The sequence below is a fragment of the Chitinophaga eiseniae genome (assembly GCF_012641265.1).
GTDB lineage: Bacteria > Bacteroidota > Bacteroidia > Chitinophagales > Chitinophagaceae > Chitinophaga > Chitinophaga eiseniae_A.
Genome location: NZ_JABAHZ010000001.1, coordinates 550,744 through 571,820 on the forward strand (window position 1 = coordinate 550,744; position 21,077 = coordinate 571,820).

At 48.6% G+C, this 21,077-nt stretch carries 19 protein-coding genes; 10 read left to right on the plus strand and 9 right to left on the minus strand.

From position 1 onward, the window contains the following. Positions 1-9: 9 nt before the first annotated feature. Positions 10-2,040, minus strand: coding sequence for a TonB-dependent receptor (locus tag HGH91_RS02110; RefSeq protein WP_168736801.1), 2,031 nt, complete (start codon positions 2,038-2,040; stop codon positions 10-12). 220 nt (positions 2,041-2,260) lie between these two features. Here HGH91_RS02110 and HGH91_RS02115 point away from each other — a divergent pair, with 220 nt between their 5' ends. The 10 genes from HGH91_RS02115 (at position 2,261) to HGH91_RS02160 (ending at position 11,961) form a co-directional block, all read left to right on the plus strand. Then, the gene (locus HGH91_RS02115; protein ID WP_168736802.1) at positions 2,261-2,848 is read left to right on the plus strand and encodes a helix-turn-helix domain-containing protein; all 588 of its coding nucleotides are present in this window, start codon (positions 2,261-2,263) and stop codon (positions 2,846-2,848) included. A gap of 112 nt (positions 2,849-2,960) precedes the next feature. Next, positions 2,961-3,995, plus strand: a complete 1,035-nt coding sequence (locus HGH91_RS02120) for a ferredoxin--NADP reductase (RefSeq protein WP_168736803.1) — start codon at positions 2,961-2,963, stop codon at positions 3,993-3,995. Positions 3,996-4,074: 79 nt separating this feature from the next. Next, positions 4,075-4,878, plus strand: a complete 804-nt coding sequence (locus tag HGH91_RS02125) for a polysaccharide deacetylase family protein (protein ID WP_168736804.1) — start codon at positions 4,075-4,077, stop codon at positions 4,876-4,878. A 69-nt stretch (positions 4,879-4,947) separates the two neighbouring features. Next, positions 4,948-5,916, plus strand: coding sequence for a hypothetical protein (locus tag HGH91_RS02130; RefSeq protein WP_168736805.1), 969 nt, complete (start codon positions 4,948-4,950; stop codon positions 5,914-5,916). Positions 5,917-5,926: 10 nt separating this feature from the next. Beyond that, positions 5,927-6,604, plus strand: a complete 678-nt coding sequence (locus tag HGH91_RS02135) for a hypothetical protein (protein WP_168736806.1) — start codon at positions 5,927-5,929, stop codon at positions 6,602-6,604. 147 nt (positions 6,605-6,751) lie between these two features. Further along, entirely contained in the window at positions 6,752-7,726 is a 975-nt protein-coding gene (locus HGH91_RS02140) for a Gfo/Idh/MocA family protein (protein WP_168736807.1), read from the plus strand. Positions 7,727-7,966: 240 nt separating this feature from the next. Next, positions 7,967-8,929 (plus strand): class 1 isoprenoid biosynthesis enzyme, encoded by a 963-nt coding sequence (locus HGH91_RS02145; RefSeq protein WP_168736808.1) that lies wholly within the window; start codon positions 7,967-7,969, stop codon positions 8,927-8,929. Between the two features lie 214 nt (positions 8,930-9,143). Continuing rightward, positions 9,144-10,250, plus strand: coding sequence for a radical SAM protein (locus tag HGH91_RS02150; RefSeq protein ID WP_168736809.1), 1,107 nt, complete (start codon positions 9,144-9,146; stop codon positions 10,248-10,250). Continuing rightward, positions 10,222-11,265 (plus strand): Gfo/Idh/MocA family protein, encoded by a 1,044-nt coding sequence (locus tag HGH91_RS02155; RefSeq protein WP_168736810.1) that lies wholly within the window; start codon positions 10,222-10,224, stop codon positions 11,263-11,265. The genes HGH91_RS02150 and HGH91_RS02155 overlap by 29 nt, the downstream gene beginning before the upstream one ends. Before the next feature lie 51 nt (positions 11,266-11,316). After that, on the plus strand, positions 11,317-11,961 hold the full coding sequence (locus HGH91_RS02160; RefSeq protein WP_168736811.1) for a class I SAM-dependent methyltransferase: 645 nt from the start codon (positions 11,317-11,319) through the stop codon (positions 11,959-11,961). A 3-nt stretch (positions 11,962-11,964) separates the two neighbouring features. Here the strand turns inward: HGH91_RS02160 and HGH91_RS02165 are convergent, their stop codons facing one another. The 8 genes from HGH91_RS02165 to HGH91_RS02200 form a co-directional block, all read right to left on the minus strand. Beyond that, positions 11,965-12,453, minus strand: a complete 489-nt coding sequence (locus tag HGH91_RS02165; RefSeq protein WP_168736812.1) for a DinB family protein — start codon at positions 12,451-12,453, stop codon at positions 11,965-11,967. 147 nt (positions 12,454-12,600) lie between these two features. Further along, positions 12,601-13,101 (minus strand): SRPBCC domain-containing protein, encoded by a 501-nt coding sequence (locus HGH91_RS02170; RefSeq protein ID WP_168736813.1) that lies wholly within the window; start codon positions 13,099-13,101, stop codon positions 12,601-12,603. Continuing rightward, positions 13,098-13,418: an ArsR/SmtB family transcription factor gene (locus HGH91_RS02175; RefSeq protein ID WP_168736814.1), complete on the minus strand. Its 321-nt coding sequence runs from the start codon at positions 13,416-13,418 to the stop codon at positions 13,098-13,100. The genes HGH91_RS02170 and HGH91_RS02175 overlap by 4 nt, the downstream gene beginning before the upstream one ends. Before the next feature lie 279 nt (positions 13,419-13,697). Beyond that, positions 13,698-14,297, minus strand: coding sequence for a TetR/AcrR family transcriptional regulator (locus HGH91_RS02180; protein WP_168736815.1), 600 nt, complete (start codon positions 14,295-14,297; stop codon positions 13,698-13,700). 12 nt (positions 14,298-14,309) lie between these two features. Then, positions 14,310-15,593, minus strand: a complete 1,284-nt coding sequence (locus tag HGH91_RS02185) for a TolC family protein (protein WP_168736816.1) — start codon at positions 15,591-15,593, stop codon at positions 14,310-14,312. 56 nt (positions 15,594-15,649) lie between these two features. Further along, positions 15,650-18,769, minus strand: a complete 3,120-nt coding sequence (locus tag HGH91_RS02190) for an efflux RND transporter permease subunit (RefSeq protein WP_211092175.1) — start codon at positions 18,767-18,769, stop codon at positions 15,650-15,652. 52 nt (positions 18,770-18,821) lie between these two features. Beyond that, positions 18,822-19,850, minus strand: coding sequence for an efflux RND transporter periplasmic adaptor subunit (locus HGH91_RS02195; protein ID WP_168736817.1), 1,029 nt, complete (start codon positions 19,848-19,850; stop codon positions 18,822-18,824). Positions 19,851-20,077: 227 nt separating this feature from the next. Further along, on the minus strand, positions 20,078-20,992 hold the full coding sequence (locus tag HGH91_RS02200) for a helix-turn-helix domain-containing protein (RefSeq protein ID WP_168736818.1): 915 nt from the start codon (positions 20,990-20,992) through the stop codon (positions 20,078-20,080). Positions 20,993-21,077 lie beyond the last annotated feature (85 nt).

The following is a 21,077-nucleotide window of genomic DNA, read 5'->3' on the forward strand; positions in this document are numbered from 1 at the left end:
CTATGCGTATCAGAAACTATATTTAAAGGCAAGGTATACATTCGCCGGGGCCTGAACAAAATATTTCAGGGTACCTGCGGCGTCTACACTACCGTTGTTATAGTATTTTGTTCCGGAGATGTTGTTAAGATAGAGCGACACAATATAACGGTCAAGGCTATACTGTACCCGGGCGTTGAGCAGCACGTATGCTTTAATGGTAGCCGTGTTGGCAAAGTCGATATAGGAGCGGCCCTGGTACCTGCCAGACAGCGCCAGCAACAGGTGCCGGTGCTGATAGGCTACTTCCTGGTTAATGATCAGCGCCGGGGTGAGTACCGGGCTGAAAGTGGTGGACTGTTCTTTTATACGGCTGTAATTAAAGGAGCTGTTGTTGGTGAAACTGAAAGTTTTGTTTAACCGATAACTGGTTGATAGCTCTACCCCGGTTCTGTAGCTGCGTTTTACGCTGTTGGTGAGTAGTAAGCCATTGGGGCCCAGTTGTCCGTTGAGTACTATTTCGTTACTGAAGTTCATATAGTAACCATTCAGCTGTACCTGGAGGCGTTGCCTGTTGATCCGTATGCCCAGTTCGTGATCGGTCACGTATTCGGGATCGTGGTTATACAGCAGGGGCTTGCCGGTGCTGTCGGCCGGGAGGTCGTCGTTGCCGCCGAAGATGTCGTTGCGGGTAGGTTCGCGCCCGGTGCGGCCCAGGCTGTAGTAGATGCTGGTATGTTCATTGACGGCAAAGTTGACGCCTGCGCGGGGATTGAGAAACTGCCAGTGCAAGGGCTGTAATGGTACGCTGCCATTGTAGTGGAAGGCGGCGTAGCGGTATTGCAGATCGGCATAGAAGGTAAACTGGTGCAGGTAATATTCTATTTTGCTAAAGGCGCTGATCTCATTTTTGTAGCCGGTGTTACGGTACAATTCTCCTTCACGTGTATCCGTGCCCGTATGCCGGCGTTGATACAGGTTGCCGTGTACGCCGTTGGTCCATTTCAGGTGTTGACCGCTCAGTGTATAGTGGCTGAAAAAGCCCGTGAAATGGGACCGGAAGCCGTAGTTAAACAGGTCGCCATTGGCCGGCAGACCGCTGAAATTATTGACGTCAAAATCGTATCCGCCTTTCAGATAGGTATAGTAAATGCTGGAGCTGAGGCTGGAGTGGGCGCCTGTTTGCCAGGTGTTTTGCAGCTGTACCAATGCCTGGGTAAAATGGTCTTTTTCATCGTGCGTATTGGCGTTGGTGCGGCGGTCTTTTTGAATCAGCGAGTCGGCTACCGGCAGCCATGCCATACCGTTTCGTTGGTTGCCGGCCATGATATTTATTTTCCAGGTGCTCTTGTCATAGAACAATCCTCCGCTGACAAAAACAGATTGGGCATTATTGAAAGCATGGTATTTATAACCATCGGTATACACCTGGGAAGCCCGTACGTACAGGGCTTTATGGTTTTTGATGCCGCTGTTCCAGGCGCCAAAAGCGCGGAAGCTGTTATAGGATCCATAGCCGATACCCAGTGTGGTGCGGGCGGTATCATGCAGGTTGGGCGACGACAATTGTATACTGCCGGCATAGCTTGCCGCGCCATTTTTAGACATGCCTACGCCCCGTTGTAGCTGTAACTGACTCACAGCATTAAGGATATCGGGGTAGTTGGAAAAGTAAGCGCCCTGGTCTTCCGGCTCATTCAGTGGCATGCCATCCAGGATGGTATTGATGCGGGTTTGATCCATCCCACGGATACGGTAGTACGAATAACCCTGCTGGTTACCGGCATCTGAGTAAACGGTTACTGCCGGTGTTTCGGATAGCAGAAAAGAAGGTTCCTGGCCGGTGTTCTTCTCTCCCAATACTTTCATATCCATGTTATAATATGTAACCGGGGTGTTTCTACCCGCCTGGTAGGCCACCACTACTTCCTGTAAGCGCCGGGTACTGTCTTTTTTAGTTGGCAGGCTGTCCTGGGCCCGGGTCAACAATGGTGATAAAAGCCATCCCACGATGGCTGTAAAACGTTGATTCATATGGTGTACGGCTGTGATATTGATCATTTACCTCCCAATATCCAATAATTAGTGTAATAATTACACAAATATATAATTCTGTTTGTTATTGAAGATAACACGTTTGTGTTATCTGTTCAAGGTGTAACACGGGAACGCATATACGATATAATCCGGCGTGTACTGATATTATATAAACCTTTTCCCGAATTTTATAATGGCTATTCCTGCGGATAGCCGACCTTTGTGGCTGCCAAATATTGTATACATGCTAAGTAGCCACAAGATTTTTATTAAAGGAATGGTTTGTGAACGTTGCATCCTGGCGGTGAAGGAGATATTTGCCGACCTGCATGTACCGATTACCGGCATTACACTGGGGGAGGTTACTACCATTGCAGCACTGTCGGATCCGGATATGAAAGTGGTGAAAGAAAAGCTGGCGGCACTGGGTTTTACCTTACTGGAAGATAAACGTACCCGGTTGATTAAGCAGGTAAAATCGCTGGTAGAAAAAGTATATTCAGGCACATATGATTTCTCCGATAATTTTAAGTTTTCCGATGTAGTCAACCGCGCAGTACACCAGCCTTATCCCGTGGTGAGCGCCATCTTCTCTGAGCTGGAAGGCGTTACCCTGGAAAAGTATATCATGGAATACAGGACCGAAAAGGTAAAGGAGCTGTTGGTATATACAGATGAAACCCTGGCGGATATTGCCTTTAAGCTGGGTTACAGCAGCGCCCCGCATCTTTCCCGGCAGTTTAAAGCCCAAACAGGACTTAACACCTCGCATTTCAAAGAAATACGGAAAATGAAACAATCACTTACCCATCCGGGAGAACAATCATCTTAAAATTATATACAACTTCGGGTGAATAGTGCAACGCAGCGCTGTTGTACCGGAGTAGCTTTGTTCCACTGAATTCCTGCGTAAATGGGCTTCAGGCAAGGAAAATTTACAACATATGATTTGGCAGACAGCACAGGTAATCCAGCAAACGGCAAACACGATCACCATTATATTTGACACGCAGGGAGAATCGTTCTCCTATAAACCGGGACAATTTATCCAGCTAACCTTAACGATCAATGGTGCGCCGGTTACCCGTTCATACTCGCTAAGCGCCGTGCCTGGTGGGCATCCTGCCATTACCGTAAAGCGGGTGCCCGATGGTGTAATGAGTAATTATATCCTTGATCATGCCAGCCAGATCCGGCAATGGCAGGTAGCCGGTCCGCATGGCACCTTTACCCCCACAGCAGCTACTTACCAGGCCAGGCATGTAGTGCTCCTGGCCGGTGGAAGCGGTATCACTCCGCTGTATACCATTGCCTGTTCCTTGTTGACAGAAGCGCCGGATACCCGTATCACCATCATATATGCCAGCCGTAGCACGGATGAAATCATTTTCAGCAAGGAGCTGGACGCATTACAGGCACGCTACCCCCAACGGCTATACGTATTTCATGCTTTGTCTGCTGCCACGGAAGTCAATACACCGGGCCACCTGAAAGGACGGCTTAGTAAACTGGTTACCCGTAAACTGATTCAGCAGGCAGTGACCAACCCACACGACCAGGTACACTATTTTATTTGTGGACCGGAAGGACTAATGACCATGCACCAGGAAATGCTGACGGCCCTACAAGTGGCGCCAGATAATATTTTCATGGAATGGTTCGCCCCCGGAGTAACCAATAATGACACAGTACTCCCTAACGAAACACAGGAGGTATTGCTGCATTTCTTTGAACAAACCAACCTGCTGGATGTAGATGCCGGGCAAACCATTCTACAGGCGGCCCTCGACGACCTGATTCCGCTTCCTTTTTCCTGCCAGGGAGGTACCTGCGGTATCTGTTCGGCTAAACTCACCTCCGGCAAAGTTACCATGAGGCAAAACTATGCATTGCGGCCTTCCGATATTGCCGATGGCATGATATTGCTGTGTCAGAGCTATCCGCTCACGGCCGATGTAACCGTAGTGGTGGGAGAGTAGCGGGCAATGAAGTGACCAGGACGGGGCATACAGGGAAGATGATTTATACTTATATTGAGCGTAATATGAACGTTACTATATGAAATGGATCTGTCAATCCCTGCTGGCGTTATTAGCGGCAACAACCTCATTTACAGCGCATGCACAACAGCCTATGAAATGGCCCGGTGGAAAAAAAGCGGCGATCGTGCTGACTTATGATGATGCCCTGGCTTCACAATTAGACGTGGCTATTCCCCAGCTCCGGAAGTTTAAATTAACGGGTACCTTCTTCCTTACCGGCAACATCACGGAAGGCCAGATGCTGCAATGGCGCAAGGCTGCCGACGACGGGATGGAGCTGGCCAACCATAGTTTGTATCATCCCTGCAGCGAACGGGTATATCCCAATAACCGGCAATACTACAGCGAAAACTACGACGTCAACACCATGATAAAAGAAGTGGGGATGATGAACAAACTGCTTTTCGGAATTGATGGCAAACGGCAACGCACCTACGCTTTTCCCTGCAGCCAGTCGCTTGTGGGCGGGGTTGACTATACCCCGGCATTGCAGCAATCAGGCCTGATAAAATACGCCCGCAGCGGTGGTGACAGCACCGCTATCATCATCCGTTTCGATACGCTTCAGCTATACAAAATACCCAGCTGGCCGGTAAACTATCAGCCCACCGGGGAAAGATTGATAGACTTTGCCACCCGTACGCTGGAGGAAAACGGTCTCGGTATTTTTATGTTTCATGGCGTAGGCGGCGATTATATCATCACTCCCGGGGAAGCACATGAGCAGCTACTGGCCTGGCTGGCAGCTCATAGCCAGGACGTGTGGGTGGCCACCTTCCAGGAAGTGATGGACTATGTAACGCATGCACCCAAAAAATAACAGATCTATCATACGGTAAATTAGATTAGTCAGCTATCCTTCCATTATCTTTGATCACAAAACGAGTATATGACAGGATTTTGGCGTTATTTCTGGATGCTCTACATGCTTTTCTTTGCGGTGCCGTTTCCGATGATTATTTATTACGCCTCCACTTATGGAAAGGAATCACCGGATACGGCGCCCTGGCTGGCCCTTGCCTGGCTGGCGTTATCAGTGGTGTTATGGGGATTGGTGCTGGGCCGGTTAGCAAGCAGATGGATCATACAAACCTTTGTTGTGAAAAAGAATTTTGCCCGCCTGGCTAAAGCTGGCGTGCGGAAAGAAGGCCGCATACTGGAAAGTAAAGTATTAAGAACAAACAGCGGCGGTGCTGAAGCGCGGAAGATCACGTTTTCCTTTACCAATTTTGCAGGTACCACCATTACAGAAGAAATGGAGCTGACCGATACACAGCCGGCGCTGAGAAGATATGAAAATGGGAAAACAATAACACTGCTGATAGATGATACCCTTCGCTCCATCCCCGTCATTTGCCTGGAAGACATGAAAGTAGGCGTCAAAATATCCCGTATGCTGTGGCTTGGTATTAGCTGGTGTATCATTACGGCAGCAGTCATCTTCTATTATCAATTTTCTTATGTGCTGGAAAACGGGGGCGCTGGCTGGCGTTTCCTGCGCTTCTATCATCCCCTGGTATTATGCCCGCTGATACTACTGGCAGAAATCTTCTTTTTCACTAAGCTGTTGCAATTCATAGGAGGGAAGCCCTCCGGCCTGTTGCGCACTAAGTACTACGGTATTCGCACGGATGCGGAAATTGTATCTGCCAATCAAACCGGTACTTATATCAACGAACAGCCGCAGATCCGCTTTGAATTGCGCTTCCAGGATAGCAGTGGCCGCACGCATACCGCTACCCTGAAGAAAGTAATTTCCCTGTTGGACCTGGGGATTACCAAACAACCGTCTGTCCCCATTTTTTACCAGAAAGATCACCCTGAAAAAATTGCTTTTGCCAGTGACCTGGAAGACTAAAATTATTTTTATGGAGATGAATATGCGATATATCCTGGCGGCAGCATTGATCATGGGAAGCATGTCCTGTAAGCCACTTCGCCAGTCTATTCACGATACCCTGTATGGGAGTCCCGCGAAGGGGCCAACCAGCGACAATACCACCCGGGTGGAGCAACACAGTAGTACGACTATTATTGTGAATAGCAGCACCCACCAGGTACACAGCTCGTCCGGCGGCAATTTCCTGCGCAACGCCGCCGCCCTGGCTGCGGCCGAGAGTGCCCTGCGAAATTTACCGGCATTTGCCGGTAAGCAAATCGCTGTGTATGAAGCCATTCATTTTTATGACGACGGAAGAATTAACCTGGAGCTGCAACATCCCACCAGGCCCGATTATATCGATGCCTATCGTTTCAATAAGGGTAGCTGGGAAGAGCCAGCACCCGTACAGTTATCTGTACACGACGATATCAAGGCAGGCCTGGTAAACCTGGATAAAGTACATTTTATCAATGTGGCTAACGTCTATAATAACTACCGGCTGAAGGCCGATAGTATCGAAGGTGTGGCCCCGCTCACACATATCTATGCCATTATCAGGGGAGATAGTATCACCTGGTATCCCCGCTCCATCAGCGGCAGCCGGGAACGCTATTTTATCAGCTTTACGGCAACCGGGAATATCGACCGCTGCTACCGGGAATAATCAAAAAGAAAGAAATTATTATAATAAATTATATATCTTTCTGATATTATACCTATGGAACGAGGGAAATAAAAGGCAGACAGCTAACCGGCTATCCCACCGTATCCTGCATTTCAGACCGGATCATTAAAATCTGACGAATAAAATATGGACAACATCAAATGGGGAATTATCGGGTGCGGAGATGTAACAGAGGTAAAAAGCGGACCGGCATTTAACAAAGTACCCAATTCATCCCTGGTAGCGGTCATGCGCCGGGACGCCGCCAAGGCGGAAGACTATGCCCGCAGGCATGGCGTACCTAGGTGGTATGACAACGCAGCAGCACTCATCAACGACCCGGAAGTAAATGCGGTGTACATCGCTACACCTCCTTTACAACACGAGGAGTATACCCTGCAATGCATTCAGGCAGGTAAACCGGTGTATGTAGAAAAACCAATGACGCTGAATACGGAATCGGCTTACCGTATGCAGGAGGCAGCCATACGGCATAACGTAAAATTAACAGTGGCCCATTACAGAAGGGCGCAGCCCATGTTCCGGAAGATAAAAGCGTTGCTGGAGGAAAAAGCCATTGGTGATATTCGTTTTGTATCCCTGCAAATGCTACAGCCACCCGTGTCGCCGGAAGCCAACTGGCGGGTAGATCCCGCTGTATCCGGGGGAGGGCTCTTTCATGACCTGGCTCCCCACCAGCTGGATCTCATGACCTGGTTTTTTGGAAGAGCCAGAAGCGCTACCGGGATTGCCAGGAACCAGGCCAAAATGTACCGGGCCGATGACCTGGTATCAGGCAATATTTTATTCGAAAACGGGATCGTATTCAACGGCATCTGGTGCTTTTCAGTGGGCGCGGCCGACAAAGCCGATGTCTGTGAGATCACCGGTTCCCTGGGAAAAATAAGGTTCCCGGTATTCGGGCATTCGTTTACCCTCAGCATAAACGGAGCTGAGCAAGTGTTTGCATTTGATGCCCTGCAACATGTACAGCAGCCTATGATAGAACAGGTAACTGCCTTCTTTTTAGATAAAGGTCCTAATCCCTGTTCCGCTGAAGAAGCTATCCTTTCTATGCAGTTGATGGATAGTTTTACGAAGAAGGATAAAATGATTTTCTAACGGATGCCCGCAAAGACGCCAAGGAGCAAAGCAGGAAAGAGATCAGCGCCGGGGGGCGCTAATCCTCTTATTTTCTTTGCCTCTTTGTTTCTTTGCGTGAGAAAATAATTCGCTTTTATATTATATTTGGAAATATAGTTTTACCTACAACCATTATCGTTACACTAACTATTCCTTTTTTATTCTATTATGTATTTTGTCAGGTTCGGGGCAAGCATCTGTTACCAGTTGTATCAAATTATGTCTGCCCGCAGGCAGGAAGAAAAATGGGCCACTAACTATCTCAGACGCCTGGAAAGCTCCTTTGGCGGCCAGCTTGATCCGGCTTCTTTTCGTAAAATTGTCAACAGCTATAGCATTTATATCCCCATGATCTGTGATGCCTTTATGGGACTCCGGGGGAGGAAAACCTCTGCCCAGGAGAAAGAGCGGATGTTATTGTACTTTATATGCAGTACCATATTTGACGATTTTTGCGACAGGAAAGAGTTATCGCGTGAGCTGCTCTACCGGATATCTTATGAATCAGAGCAATACCAGCCCACCCGTGTGGAGGAGCGCCTTTTCCTGCATGCTCACCTCGCATTGAAGGGCTTTGTTGCTGACCAATCCCTGTATGAAGAAATCACCAGGGAGTTATTCCGGGTACAGGTGGACTCAGACAAGCAATTTGATCCGGCTATCAGCCAGGAAGAATTAACGCGCATCACCCTGGGCAAAGGCGGCTACTCTGTGCTGCTTTGCCATTTTTATTTTGACTCCCCGGCCTGTGCTATAGAACAGGCTTGCTGGTATCGCCTTGGCGGCATTATCCAGTTAACAAATGATTTGTTCGATATTTATAAAGACCTGGAACAGGGATCGGTTACTTTACCCAACCGGATGGAGAGCGCTTACGAGTTCTCGGATTACTTTATGGGGGAAGTTACTGCCATAGAAAAAGCGATCGCGATGCTGCCTTATGACACCTCCAGGCGGCAGGATTTCCTGTCGGGTGTCATGGGCATCTGCTCATTTGGTAGCCTGGCCCTGCACCGGCTCCGGGAGCTCCAGGGACAAGAAGAACGCCTGCCCAACCTGCGCCAGCTACCCCGGAAAGCGCTGGTGGTAGATATGGAGCAGGCAACCAATATCTGGTATTGTATCAAATTCACGTACCGTAAAACGAAAGCCTGGCAATTATCGATAGTTGCGGCTAATTAATAGCGCATCACTACCTTCCCCAAAAAATATTTTCCCCGCACATAAGGGTATTTTTTCAGTGGCGTGTATTAGTTCCAAATTATCGTACATGCAATATGAAGAAGACGAAATGCACCAGCAGCTGGCCAGGCTGCTGGCCTACCTGATTTTGCCCGCATTGGGCTTCATTTCCATCGCCATTATTCTACTGATCATTTTATTATAACGCCGGACCATGTATAAAACTTCTGATTATCTCTCCAGGGGGAGCCGCTTTGTGCGTAACCAGTTGTACCCTTCCCGAAAGGTGCTGTCTACGCTGATGATATACGCTACGGATCTTTGTAACTCCCGTTGCAAACACTGCCTGATATGGGCCAAACGTCCCGTGGCCTATCTCTCCAAAGAAAAAATTATAGACATCATGCAGAGCAGTTGTATCAGCGCCGCTACCACGGTAGGACTGGAGGGCGGTGAATTCCTGCTACATCCCGAAGCCTTTGAAATACTGGAATGGTTTCATCAGCACCATCCAAATTTCGACTTGTTGTCCAATTGCCTGCAACCAGAAAAAGTGATCCGGGCAGTGCAACAGTTTCCACCCAAACGTTTATTTATTTCGTTGGACGGTACCCGTGAATCATATAAATATATGCGGGGAAAAGATGGATACGACAAGGTATTGACGGTTATAGAAGCCCTGCACAGTACTTGTAATATCTCTGTGATGTTTACCCTTTCTCCTTATAACAGCTTCGATGACCTGCAACATGTGATGGACGTATGTACCCGCTATGGAATTGATTTACGGGTAGGGATTTACAACAATATCTCTTATTTCGACACAGTGGAAAAAGCCCATGAACAAGGTGCGTTGTCGGCAGCAGCAGCCGGCTATGAAATTCCGCCGGAAATTATTCAACAGCTGGGAAATTTTGAAGAGAACCTGGACTTCCTGTTGCTTTATAAATACTGGCAACGGGGCGAGCTGAAACTTCCTTGTTATTCTATCTTCGACAGTGTGGTAGTACTCCCTAATGGCGATGTGCCCATTTGCCAGAACCTGGATCTGAAGCTGGGCAACATCCATGAAAAAAGCCTGGATACCATCTACAATGAGGCCGCCACTATTGCTCTCCAGAAAAAGCATTGCCGTGATTGTAATGGCTGCTGGATCAATTTTCACCGGAAATACGATGTTACCCTGTTCCGCCAGGCGGAGCAACTGGCCGGTGCCAGCATCACCGCGGCGGTATTGGGCCATTACCAATGGAATGAACAACGGGAACGTTTTAAAACAGTGATATCGAAATATGATAGGGTCCCTGGCAGCGCGGTATAAAAACTGGCGAAGAAAAAAGGTGATGGACGCCCTGGTAGCACCATTGCCGGGATGCAATTTTGCATTTATAGGAATAGGGCAGCATAGCCTGGATAACCTGTACCCGGTATTATTACGTTTAGGCGTACCAGTGAGATATATTTACTCCCGGCAGCTACCGCTGGCACAGCAAGCCGCCCGGTTGTTTCCCGCTTGCACGGGGGTAAACGACCTGTCGGCCATTTTACAGGATGATACCATCAAAGGCGTATTCATTTGCACCAAAAATGAATACCAGCTACCCCTGGTGAAAACTTGCCTGGAACAGGGAAAATATGTTTTCGTGGAGAAGCCGGGAGTGACCAACTATGCAGGCTGGGAGGAATTGACGGCGCATCGCCACGCCAACCGCTGTATGATTGCCTTTAACAAACGGTTCAACCCGGTGAATGCACAGTTCCAAAAGGATTTCAATAAGGCGTTCAGTTACCAGGCACGGTATGTTACAGGGCCTTACCCGGAAGGCAATGCTGTGATGGAACTGTTTTGCCACCCGGTAGATAATGTATTGCAGCTCTTCGGACCCGTGAAGGAATATTATTTTACGGTGCAGCAGGTCAACGGCGGGGTACAGGTGCAGTTATTACTCCAGCATGCCAGGGTAACCGGTACGATGGAGCTATCGACTTGTTACGCCTGGTCGTCTTTTGCAGATCAGCTGCAATGTGTAACGCCGGCACGGCATGTCGCTATCGACTATCCGGGGACGTTCGTGGTACAGGAGCTGGGCTATCGCCCCGGTGGTATCCCGGTAGATAAAATTTTAAAACGAACGGGGCGTGCGCAGGTAAGTAATGCTACCGGTGCCGTGCCCGTGGCCGCCAACAATAGTATCTGGCAACATGGCTACTATCAGGAAGTTGCTTGTTTTGTAGAGGCCGTACAGCAGGGGAAATCACCCCTGGAGGCAACGCCGGATACTTTTGAAGGTACCTTCCGTTTATTGGAAGCTGTTTCGCAAGGCTTGGGGAAGTAAATAGAAATTATGTAAATTGTAGCACCGGATTTTATTAAAACCGGTCCCCGAATGAATCAGCTCAACAGCAGATCCCTGATGGCCGTGGAAGTTTTCAACAAGCAGGCCAAAGTATACCAGGATAAATACATGGATGTTTCCATGTACCATGATACGTTTGATCTGTTTTGCAACTACATTCCCAAAGACGATGCTGCCTTGCTGGATATTGCCTGTGGTCCGGGCAATGTAACCGCGTATTTGCTACAGAAACGGTCGGGGTTCCGTATCCTGGGAATTGATCTGGCTCCCAATATGATTGAGCTGGCCCGGAAGAACAATCCAGGCGCTACTTTTGAGCTGAAGGATGCGCGGGCTATCCGCACTATCGGCCAACAGTTTGACGCTATCGTATGTGCGTTCGGGTTACCCTATCTCTCCAAAACAGAAAGTGAACAGTTAATCGCCGATGCATATGATCTGCTGGCGCCCGGGGGCGTGCTTTACCTGAGTACCATGGAAGGAGAGGAGCACCTGTCGGGATATTACTCCTCCTCGTCTGGCGATGAAATATATATTCATTACCACCAGGCCGCCCACCTCGTTGCAGCATTGAACCAAAACGATTTTGGTCTCCTGGCAGTACAGCGGATTCCCGCAGCTAACCAACATGGATGGCCTACAGACGACCTGATCTTAATAGCGAAAAAACGCTGATTCTTATCTCGTAGCCAGTACAAGCTTAAATTTTTCTATTTGTCGCCGGTGCCGCATTACATGCACAATGGCATGTTCCATGAGTTGTTCGATGTCGTATACTTGCCCCCAGCGGGTAGCTATTTTCTTTGCGGGATCAAATTCTTCGAGTTCGTTGTCAGGGATCTTACTGAAAACATTTACTGTAAAAACAAAGGCATCTGTCAGGCTTTGTATATATGCTTTTGCGGTAGTGCGTAAGGTATCAGCAACACCGGGTACACTGTCCCGGCTGCCGCGTTGTATGTATACGGCGTAGCTGTAGGCGGAACTGATTACATGTGCCAGCACGGATTGAATGGAGCGGCAATTAGGATCGGTCGTGGCCGTGTCGGTTATGGCGGCTAAGGCCGGATCGCTCACGTCGGCAATGACCTCCTGCAGCGCTTTGATCACATTTTCATATTCGTCCAGCAGGGCGCCCACGGCGCCGGTGCGGTATACTTTGTTCATATGCATGCTCCTTACTTCAGGACTGGAAGATAGGAAAATGTTGTGTGGTAAAGCGCTTTTTCAACGGGAAACCAGCGGGAGCAGGAAAATAAAACGGCAAGCTGGTGCCCGTAACCAACTTGCCGTTGCTGTGAGCCGTTGCTGTGACTATCTGAGCGTTGCCAGTACTTCGTCCAGGTTGCCCAATGCCATGGTAAATCCTTCTTGGAAGCCCATCTTAATAATGTTTTCCAGGTCTTCCAGTTTATTGTAGGTAATATGGCAGGTTACCAATGTTTTATCGCCTTTAGACTGGAAGGATACTTCCCAGCGCGATTGAGGGAGACCGGCATTTACGTTGCCATGTTCGTCTGAAAACCCGTCCAGCCCTATAAATTTCTGCTGGTTGATAATTTCCTGGTAATTGGCAAATGACCAGTGTACTTCGCCCTCCGGGCCAACCATGGCGTATAGCCATTGTCCGCCTTCGCGGAAGTCCATGGATTTTGTTTTAGCCTTCCAGGGTTTGGGCGCCCACCACTGATCCAGTAGATCTTTTTTCGTATAGGCGTCCCATACCAACGGTAAGGCGGCATCGAATTCGCGCTTTACCGTAATGGCTTTCTTCTCTTTATCCACAGAGAAATCAAATGCTAAATTCGCGTTCATTTTTTTTGCGTTTTTATGGTGGACAATACAATATCAAGGGTACCAAATTTTTTCTCCCAGGTAGTCCGGCATTTCTCCAGCCACTCTGCGATGGCCGTTAATTTCGTTCCATCTAACCGGTAATATATCTCCCTGCCGGTTTGCGTTTGTTGCAGCAACTGGCATGCCGTAAGGATGCGCAGGTGCCTGGATACGGCCTGTCGCGATATTTCAAAGTGCTCCGCAATAGCACCCGGCGTCATGGGCTTTGTGGCTATCAGCAAAAGGATAGCCCGGCGGGTTGGGTCTGCTATTGCCTGAAATACATCCCTTCTCATGTGACCAAAATAAAACGAGCAACCGTTCAGTTGTAAATATATGAAACTAATTGGTTGCGCAAAGTTTTTTGTGATTTTTTTAGCGGGCGGCGGCGTTAAGTAGGGAATTTTTCTCGCGAAGGCGCAAAAGCAGCAAAGAATTTAAGAAAATAAAGCAGCGAATTTTAAGCCCGCAGAGCGGGAAGATCATATAACATAGCAGTACACTATATGATCTTCCCGCTCTGCGGGCTTAAAATTCGCTTCAATCTCTGCTGCTTTGCGCCTTTGCGTGACCCGCTACGTCATGGTCTTCTCATAAATCAGTTTCATCCCTCTCAGGTTCACCAGTCCATGCAACAGGAAAGTATTTATTTCGTGCAGTATTTTATCGGGTGTCACCCCAGGCATACATCCCTCATCCAGCACCATTTCCAGGTGAGCAAAATATATTTTTGCAGCCAACAGGCTATTCGTATTGTGACGATATATTTCTTCCTTAAGTCCACGGTTGATATTCAACACCAGGAATGGAATCAGCGATGCTTCCCGGAAGCTTTCCAGGTACTCCCAGCTGGTAGTGTAATATTTTCTCAGCTCCTGGAAAAATACAGGCTGGATATAATGTGCGATGCTTTCCATCGACTGGAAAAAGTTATTCAGTTCGGAAATCGCGTTGGAGGCAACATAGCTATTGAGCGACAGGTATTTTTCTGATTTCTCTATCCAATGGCAGATGATAGTATGAACCAGGCTTTCCTTGCCGTCGAAATACACATAGAAACTTCGCTTAGGCAGATCGCAACTCCGCACAATTTCATCTACACTAACCCCCTTGATCCCTTTATGGGCAAAGAGTGCCACCGCTGCGGCAAGAATCTGTTTCTGTTCTTTTTTCATGTTGCCTATATTTTAATGAAGCTCGCCAATCGCTTTTTTATAGGCGGCTTCATTGATTTTATATTCCACTTTACTGTCGATGCTACCGCTATAGGCCTGCTGCCAGATCGCTTGCGCCTCCTGTACATCTTTACCGGTAATAGTACCGGCTTTGAACCGGTCGTTGGCCAGCTTGAGATTTTCTTCTGCCTGGGCGAGTGACAGGCGGGATGCATTTATTTTTTTCACCGACTGGTTCAGCGCCAGGTAGCATTGCTGCACTTCTATATTCACCAACTCCCGGGTCTCTTCCAGTTGCTGCTGTCGTGCAGCTATTTTAAGCGATTGTTCTTTTACTTTATTAGCCTTTTTGCCCCAGTCGAAAATGGGGATGCTGATACTGGCAAGACCATAATACGATGCCATGAAGTCCTTGCCATTGCTGATGTTCACTCCTTTTCCACCGGTAGCCAAACCCGCTGCGCTAACGCCAATGGTAGGCAGTAAGTCGCCTTTCAGCAGCTTTTGCTGTAAGGTTTCCGCCTCCAGTACATTTTTCAGTAGTCTGATTTCCGGACGGCTATCGGCGGCATTCAGCAAGGCTTGCTCCGACAGTTCCCGGAAATCGCCCACTACTGAATCGGCTACGTTGAAATCCGTATTGCCCGGCATACCGGTCACCTGTGCCAGGTTCAGTTTAGCCAGTACCAGTCCATCGTTTGCCTGATGGATATTGAGCGCCGCTTCATTTAAATTTACTTCTACCCGCAGCAGGTCATTTTTATAGATAAGTCCCGCATCATAGGTGTTTTTCAACTCCTGTTGCAGGGTCTCCAGCATACGGTGGTACTGTTGTGCCAGCACAGTCTTTTCTTTTACCTGTACTACCTGCCAATAGGCTTTATGTACCTGTAGTAATACTTCTGCGCTGGTCAGTGCTTTTTGCGCTGTTTGTATACTCACGCCTTTTTGCGCCGCTGCTTTCCCGGTGCGAATTTTTCCGCCGGCATAAATGGGTTGTGTAGCGGTCACCATGGCGCTTCCGAAATATTGGGGAATGGCGCCATTCAGCGCACCGCCGATAGGCTTACCCAGGTAAGCACCCATAACAGACCCGTCGAACGAAGGGTAGGCATTGGCTTCGGCCGATTGCAGGGCAGCCTGCGATGCTTCGATATTATATTGGGCTGCCTTGATTTTTTTATTTTGCTCCAGCGCCAGGCGCTGGCATGCTTCGATAGTGAGTACGGGCGATTGCGCCAGGGCCTGGTGGCCGGCCAGCAGCATCGCAATCGTAAATATGGACTTGATATTCATTCGCGTTGTTTTTAATCCCCCGCCGGCAGCATACTACCACAGGGGACACAGATCTATTAATGCGCAGGTTTATACATGATTTCCGTAGTGGCATCCGGTGCATCCACAGGCTCCGGCACGGGGCGTACAAAGAGATAGTACAACACCGGCACCACAAATAGGGTGAGGATCATGGATACGATTAAGCCCGATGCCAGCACGCTGCCCAATGGTGCCCAGAGGGGCGATTTCCCGATAATCATAGGCACTACGCCGATAGCTGCTGCCGCAGAGGTCAGGAAGATGGGGCGCATACGGCGCTTGGCTGCCGCCAGTGCCGCCGCTTTAACCGTATAGCCGTGATCGTGAATCAGTTCATCGGCGTAGTCTACCAGGATGATACCGTTGCGTACTACAATGCCAATGAGACTGATAATGCCCATGAATGCCGTCATACCCATCGGGTTACCGGTAACATACAATCCCAGGAAAGCACCCAGTAAGCTCAGTGGGAACGTGGCAAGGATGATCAGCGTTTTTCCAAAAGTTTTAAACTGGAACAGGAGGGTCAGCAGGATCAGGATCAGGCTGGTGCCAAGCGCAGTAGCCATGCCGGGTGCATTTTCTGCGGAAGATTCGGCATCTCCGCCATATTTAATACTGATGCCCGGAGGGAGCGATAATTTATCTATCTCCGGTTGCGCATTTTTTAATACTTCCGACGCCATGATACCCATCTGGGCTTCCGACAATACGGTGAGGGTACGGATACCATTGCGGTGCGCAATTACGCCGGTATGCCAGGAGGGCGTTAGCTCAGCGATTTCCTTCAACGCTATTTTGCTGCCATACAGGTTGTTGATATGAAGATGGCCCAGGTCATTGAAATCCTTTCTGCTGCCGGCATCCAGGCGAAGAAAAATGTCTACCGGCTTATCGCCCTCCCATAGTTGGGATACGGCAAATCCTTTCAACCCGGCGCCAATGGTTTGTGTAATCGCCTGGTTGGATACGCCCAGCCTCGCGGCAGCATCTTCTTTTATCTTCAGGCTTACGCCGAGGTAATCATCTTCATAGTCGGAACGCACCCAGTTGGTGCCCGGCGTATGTTGCAAAATGGTTTTTACCTGTTCGGCTACCTTTTTCTGATCCGCGAGGTTGTCGCCAATAATACGTACCGCCAGCGGAGAGCCTTCCTGCATGCTTAGTTGCCGCAGCCGCACATAGCCATTGGGCACAAAGCCTTCAAACTTAGGCAGATACTCCTTTACCAGGTCGTTGGTGGCATCGCTGCCGGAAGTGGTGATAAATACCTGGGCGAAGTTTCTCCGGGGCATTTCCGGTGCATAGGTCACATTAAAACGGGGAGAGCTGGTACCTACAAAGCTGGCAGTACTCAGCACCCGCTTGTCTTTTTGCAGGCTTGCCTCTACCAGTTTCACTACCCGCTCGGTTTCTTCCAGGGAGGTACCATTGGCCATCCATATTTCTGCGTTAAACTGTTTGCTTTCGCTGAGGGGAAAGAATTCCTGCTTTACTTTTCCCGCCAATATTACCGCCAGCATCACGGCAGTAAAGGCAACGCCTATGGTTATTTTAGGGAAACGAAAAGCCGCCTCTATTCCCTTGTTGAAGGTGTTTTGCAGCCGGTCGAGCAGGCTCTTGTGTTTTTTAGTGGTGCTGACGCGGTGCTTCAGTCCCTTTTTAATAAATACATAGCAGGTATAAGGTGTTAGCAGCAAAGCCACCGCCATAGAGGTAATTAACGCCACCGCTATGGTAACCGGCAGTGCGGCGAGAAAGTCTTTGGAAATACCGTTCATAAAGATGGCCAGCGGTGCAAACGCAAAGATGATAGCCAGCGTGGCGGTGAAGATGGGGAGCGACAATTGTTGGGCTGCCTGCCAGGCCGCCGTCCAGGGCGTAATGTCTTCATCCAGCTTTTCGATGTAGTTGTCTACCACCACAATGGCATTATCTACCACCATCCCCAATACAATGATAAGGGCCGCCAGCGTTACCTGGTGCAGTTCTATACCCATGATATTGATCAATCCAAAGGTGATGAGGATGGAGATAGGCGCTGCCAATGAGGAAACGGCGGCCACGCGCACGGGCAACAACAGCATCACTACCACGATCACAGACGCAATGGCCAATCCGAATTCCTTCATAAAGTGACGAATACTTTCGTCCACTACTTCCGGCTGATTTACGATCGTGTTGATCTTTATATCTTCCGGAAAATCCTGCTGTATGGCTTTCAGCCGCTCTTCTACAATATGCCCAAACTGTACGATATTATTACCCGGCTGCATTTCTATGGCCAGCATCATTACTTTGTCGTCACCTATACGGATAAACGAAGTGGGCTCTTCAAACCGCCGCTCAATAGTCGCTACATCTTTCAGTCGTACTACCGTTCCCGTAGGCGTGGTATAAACAATCTGCGAGGCCAGGTCGGCCTCCGTTTTATACTGGCTGTTGGTGAAAACGGGAAAGGTATTGGAGCTGATGGTCATTTCACCGGAGTAGCCGGTTACATGCTGCATTTGCAGGGTACGTACAATAGTCGACAGGTCAAAACCATATTGCTGCATCTTCTGATCATCGATGGTAACATATAGTTGTTGCTTCTGGCCTCCTGACCGGTTTATTTTCGATACTTCCGGGATGGTTTTGAGCCCGTCTTCTATTTTGTCAAGGTATTTTTCTATTTCGGCATAATTACGCCGGGCAGAGGACACCGTAATAATCTGTGCGGTTACATCACCGAAGTTGCTGTTCACCACAGGACCCACCACGCCTTTGGGCAGGTTTTGTGCCGCCATGCTGTTGAGCCCGTGTTGCAGGGTGCTCCAGAACTTTTTGCGGTCTTTAATGGTGGTATATAATTCCACGGTGATAAACACCTGCCCGTCTTTCGTTTGTGACTTGGTTTTCTCTTTGTTTACTTCTTCAAAGGAAAACAGGTATTGTTCTATTTTATTGGTAACCTGCTGCTCCATCTGTACTTCGTTGGCCCCGGGATAGAACGCATATATCATGGCTACCGGCATATCTATTTTCGGGTTTTCCGACCTGGGCATATTGCGTAGCGAGTAAGTGCCCAACAGGAGTAGTAATATGGTGACTACAATCGTGACCTGTTTGTACTTCATCGCGGCCTCAATGAAGCTTATCTTTCTTTTTTTCATTCTTCCAAGGTTGTCAGACTAAATAAAATTTTTGCGGCATAGCGGGTTGTGGCTACAGGCTCACGCTGGCGCCATCTTTCAGCTGGGTTTGCCCGGCAACGATCACCTGTTCGCCATCTGTTAACCCGGAAGTGACTACCACTTCATTTTTTCCGGTCAGCGCGCCTACACTGATGCGTTTACGTACCGCTTTGCTTTGCGCATTGGCTACAAATACATAGATCAGGTCATCAGCATCTCTCACCACGGCGGTGGCGGGGATGGTGATAGCGGCGGTACTGGCGCCGGTATGCAGCCGTATATCTGCCAGCATACCTGGCAGCAGCTGTCCGCCGGTATTATTGAGTTTTATTTTTACGCTGTATGTCCTGGACGTGGCATCGGCCTGGGGATTGATGATGGTAATTTTACCCGGTATGCTGTCGTGCAGCGTTGGAATAAAGACCTGGGCGATAGTGCCCTGTTTCAGTGCGCCGACTTCACTTTCAGGAACGGATATCCTGGCATAAACCATATCCGTTTTTACAATAGTAAAAGCTGGTACACCGGGAGCTGCCGCGCTGCCGCGTTCTATCTTGCGGGCAGTAATAATGCCTGTAATGGGAGCATACAGGCGGCTGTCGGCAATGCGCTTGGCGCTGATCAATTTATTGGCCCTGGCCTGTGCCAGCTTGGTCTTAATATCGATGTAATCTTTGGCGGGTAAACTGTTTTTCTGATACAGTTCATTCAAACGGTTATACAAATCTTCTGCCTGGTCTAATCCTGCATTAGCAATGGCCAGCGCATTGCTGTATTCGGTGGCATCCAGTGATGCCATCAAGGCGCCCTGCTTTACGGGTTGTCCTTCTTCTACTGCAATGTTGTTCACTACACCAGGTACGGCAAACCCTACCTCCGCTGTGTTGTCGGGCTCTATGGTGCCTGAGTAGGTGAGCTCCTGCGGAATATTATTTTGCTGTACTTTAAGTATACTTACTTTAACAGGCGCCGGAGGTGCTTTCTTTTCTTCCTGGTGGCCACAACTGGTAAGCAGCGCTGCCACCATAAAAAATGCAGCAGATTGGAATGTCGTCGACATAATCAGATTTTATAACAATGATTGAATGCAAAAAATGTAACGCAAAATTAGGGGCGGTGGAAGCGGTGAAAAAGGTTGATATATCGGGGAACCTGGTCAGAAAGTCGGTTTGTTATAGTGTGGTTACGTTAATGGATATACGAAAATATAAGGCCGGTGCAGGAGTGCGCCGGCCTGTTGATAAAACCTACAACTGTTACACGATTCGTAACAATTATTTTAATATTTTATAGATGAAGATTTCTGAATTCCCGTGGAGAGAATCCGGTATGTCTTTTAAAGAATTTTCCGAAGAAGGATTGATCACTGAAATGCAGTATTTCTGCTATCTGTGAAATGCTAAGCTGCGGATCATCCAATAATAGCTTGGCTTCCAGCGTAACAAAATCGTCAATCACTTCTCCCGCATTTTTCCCCGTGAGTTCCTTCACCGTTTCCGTCAGGTATTTAGGCGTTACGTACAGCTGCTCAGCATAGAACTGCAGGTGCCGGTGTTCCCGGAACTGCGATTGTACCAGGCTGGTAAAGTTCATTACCAGGCTTTCTTTCCGGGAAACGGTGGTCTGTCCTTTCTGCTCCAGGTACCGTGTACCCATGGCCGACAGTTCGTAGAGCAGGAGAAAAAAGGTGTGGTGCAACAGCTCTTTGGCAAAAGGCGCCCTTTTGACCAGTTGCTCACAGCGGAAAACCAGCTGCTTAAAATGCTGGTATACCAGTTGCGCATCTGCTTTGTTCAAATGCCAGAGGGGAGAGTACTTGGTGGTGAAATAATCGTACAGTTCCCATTTGCCGGGAGGAATGCCTATTTCCGATATTAAGTCCATCGTAAAGCTCATGGCGGAAATAACACAGTCTTTTTCTACCGACACCATTCTCTTGATCATTTTAGGCGCAATTACCAACAGGCTGTCGGCATCCAACATGAGTTCCTGCCTGTTTATATGCCCCCTGAAGATACCTTTTTGTACCAGCAGGATGGTGAAGAAGTCGGATCTGAAATCAGTTTTTACGGCATCAAATTCAGCCAGGTTAATATCGGTATACACGGAAAGACCGATATTTCCTGCCATATCAGGCAGGCCGTTTTCCTGCATGAAGGCGGCATGTTTATAAATATGTTCCCGCTCTTTTTTATGTGCCATTTCCTGGAGTAATAATTTCCCGGTCTACTTTTCCCGATGCTACTGGTGTCAGCATGTTGCGAAGTTCAGCCGATCTGCGTTGCCG

Bases quoted from the DNA above. Each gene is read 5' to 3' on its own strand.
- HGH91_RS02185 (WP_168736816.1), bottom strand. From the start codon at position 15,593: ATGAATATCAAGTCCATATTTACGATTGCGATGCTGCTGGCCGGCCAC.
- HGH91_RS02165 (WP_168736812.1), bottom strand. From the start codon at position 12,453: ATGAACAAAGTATACCGCACCGGCGCCGTGGGCGCCCTGCTGGACGAA.
- HGH91_RS02190 (WP_211092175.1), bottom strand. From the start codon at position 18,769: ATGAAAAAAAGAAAGATAAGCTTCATTGAGGCCGCGATGAAGTACAAA.
- HGH91_RS02170 (WP_168736813.1), bottom strand. From the start codon at position 13,101: ATGAACGCGAATTTAGCATTTGATTTCTCTGTGGATAAAGAGAAGAAA.
- HGH91_RS02110 (WP_168736801.1), bottom strand. From the start codon at position 2,040: ATGATCAATATCACAGCCGTACACCATATGAATCAACGTTTTACAGCC.
- HGH91_RS02130 (WP_168736805.1), top strand. From the start codon at position 4,948: ATGACAGGATTTTGGCGTTATTTCTGGATGCTCTACATGCTTTTCTTT.
- HGH91_RS02175 (WP_168736814.1), bottom strand. From the start codon at position 13,418: ATGAGAAGGGATGTATTTCAGGCAATAGCAGACCCAACCCGCCGGGCT.
- HGH91_RS02200 (WP_168736818.1), bottom strand. From the start codon at position 20,992: ATGGCACATAAAAAAGAGCGGGAACATATTTATAAACATGCCGCCTTC.
- HGH91_RS02120 (WP_168736803.1), top strand. From the start codon at position 2,961: ATGATTTGGCAGACAGCACAGGTAATCCAGCAAACGGCAAACACGATC.
- HGH91_RS02125 (WP_168736804.1), top strand. From the start codon at position 4,075: ATGAAATGGATCTGTCAATCCCTGCTGGCGTTATTAGCGGCAACAACC.
- HGH91_RS02135 (WP_168736806.1), top strand. From the start codon at position 5,927: ATGGAGATGAATATGCGATATATCCTGGCGGCAGCATTGATCATGGGA.
- HGH91_RS02145 (WP_168736808.1), top strand. From the start codon at position 7,967: ATGTCTGCCCGCAGGCAGGAAGAAAAATGGGCCACTAACTATCTCAGA.
- HGH91_RS02140 (WP_168736807.1), top strand. From the start codon at position 6,752: ATGGACAACATCAAATGGGGAATTATCGGGTGCGGAGATGTAACAGAG.
- HGH91_RS02150 (WP_168736809.1), top strand. From the start codon at position 9,144: ATGTATAAAACTTCTGATTATCTCTCCAGGGGGAGCCGCTTTGTGCGT.
- HGH91_RS02160 (WP_168736811.1), top strand. From the start codon at position 11,317: ATGAATCAGCTCAACAGCAGATCCCTGATGGCCGTGGAAGTTTTCAAC.
- HGH91_RS02115 (WP_168736802.1), top strand. From the start codon at position 2,261: ATGCTAAGTAGCCACAAGATTTTTATTAAAGGAATGGTTTGTGAACGT.
- HGH91_RS02180 (WP_168736815.1), bottom strand. From the start codon at position 14,297: ATGAAAAAAGAACAGAAACAGATTCTTGCCGCAGCGGTGGCACTCTTT.
- HGH91_RS02155 (WP_168736810.1), top strand. From the start codon at position 10,222: ATGATAGGGTCCCTGGCAGCGCGGTATAAAAACTGGCGAAGAAAAAAG.
- HGH91_RS02195 (WP_168736817.1), bottom strand. From the start codon at position 19,850: ATGTCGACGACATTCCAATCTGCTGCATTTTTTATGGTGGCAGCGCTG.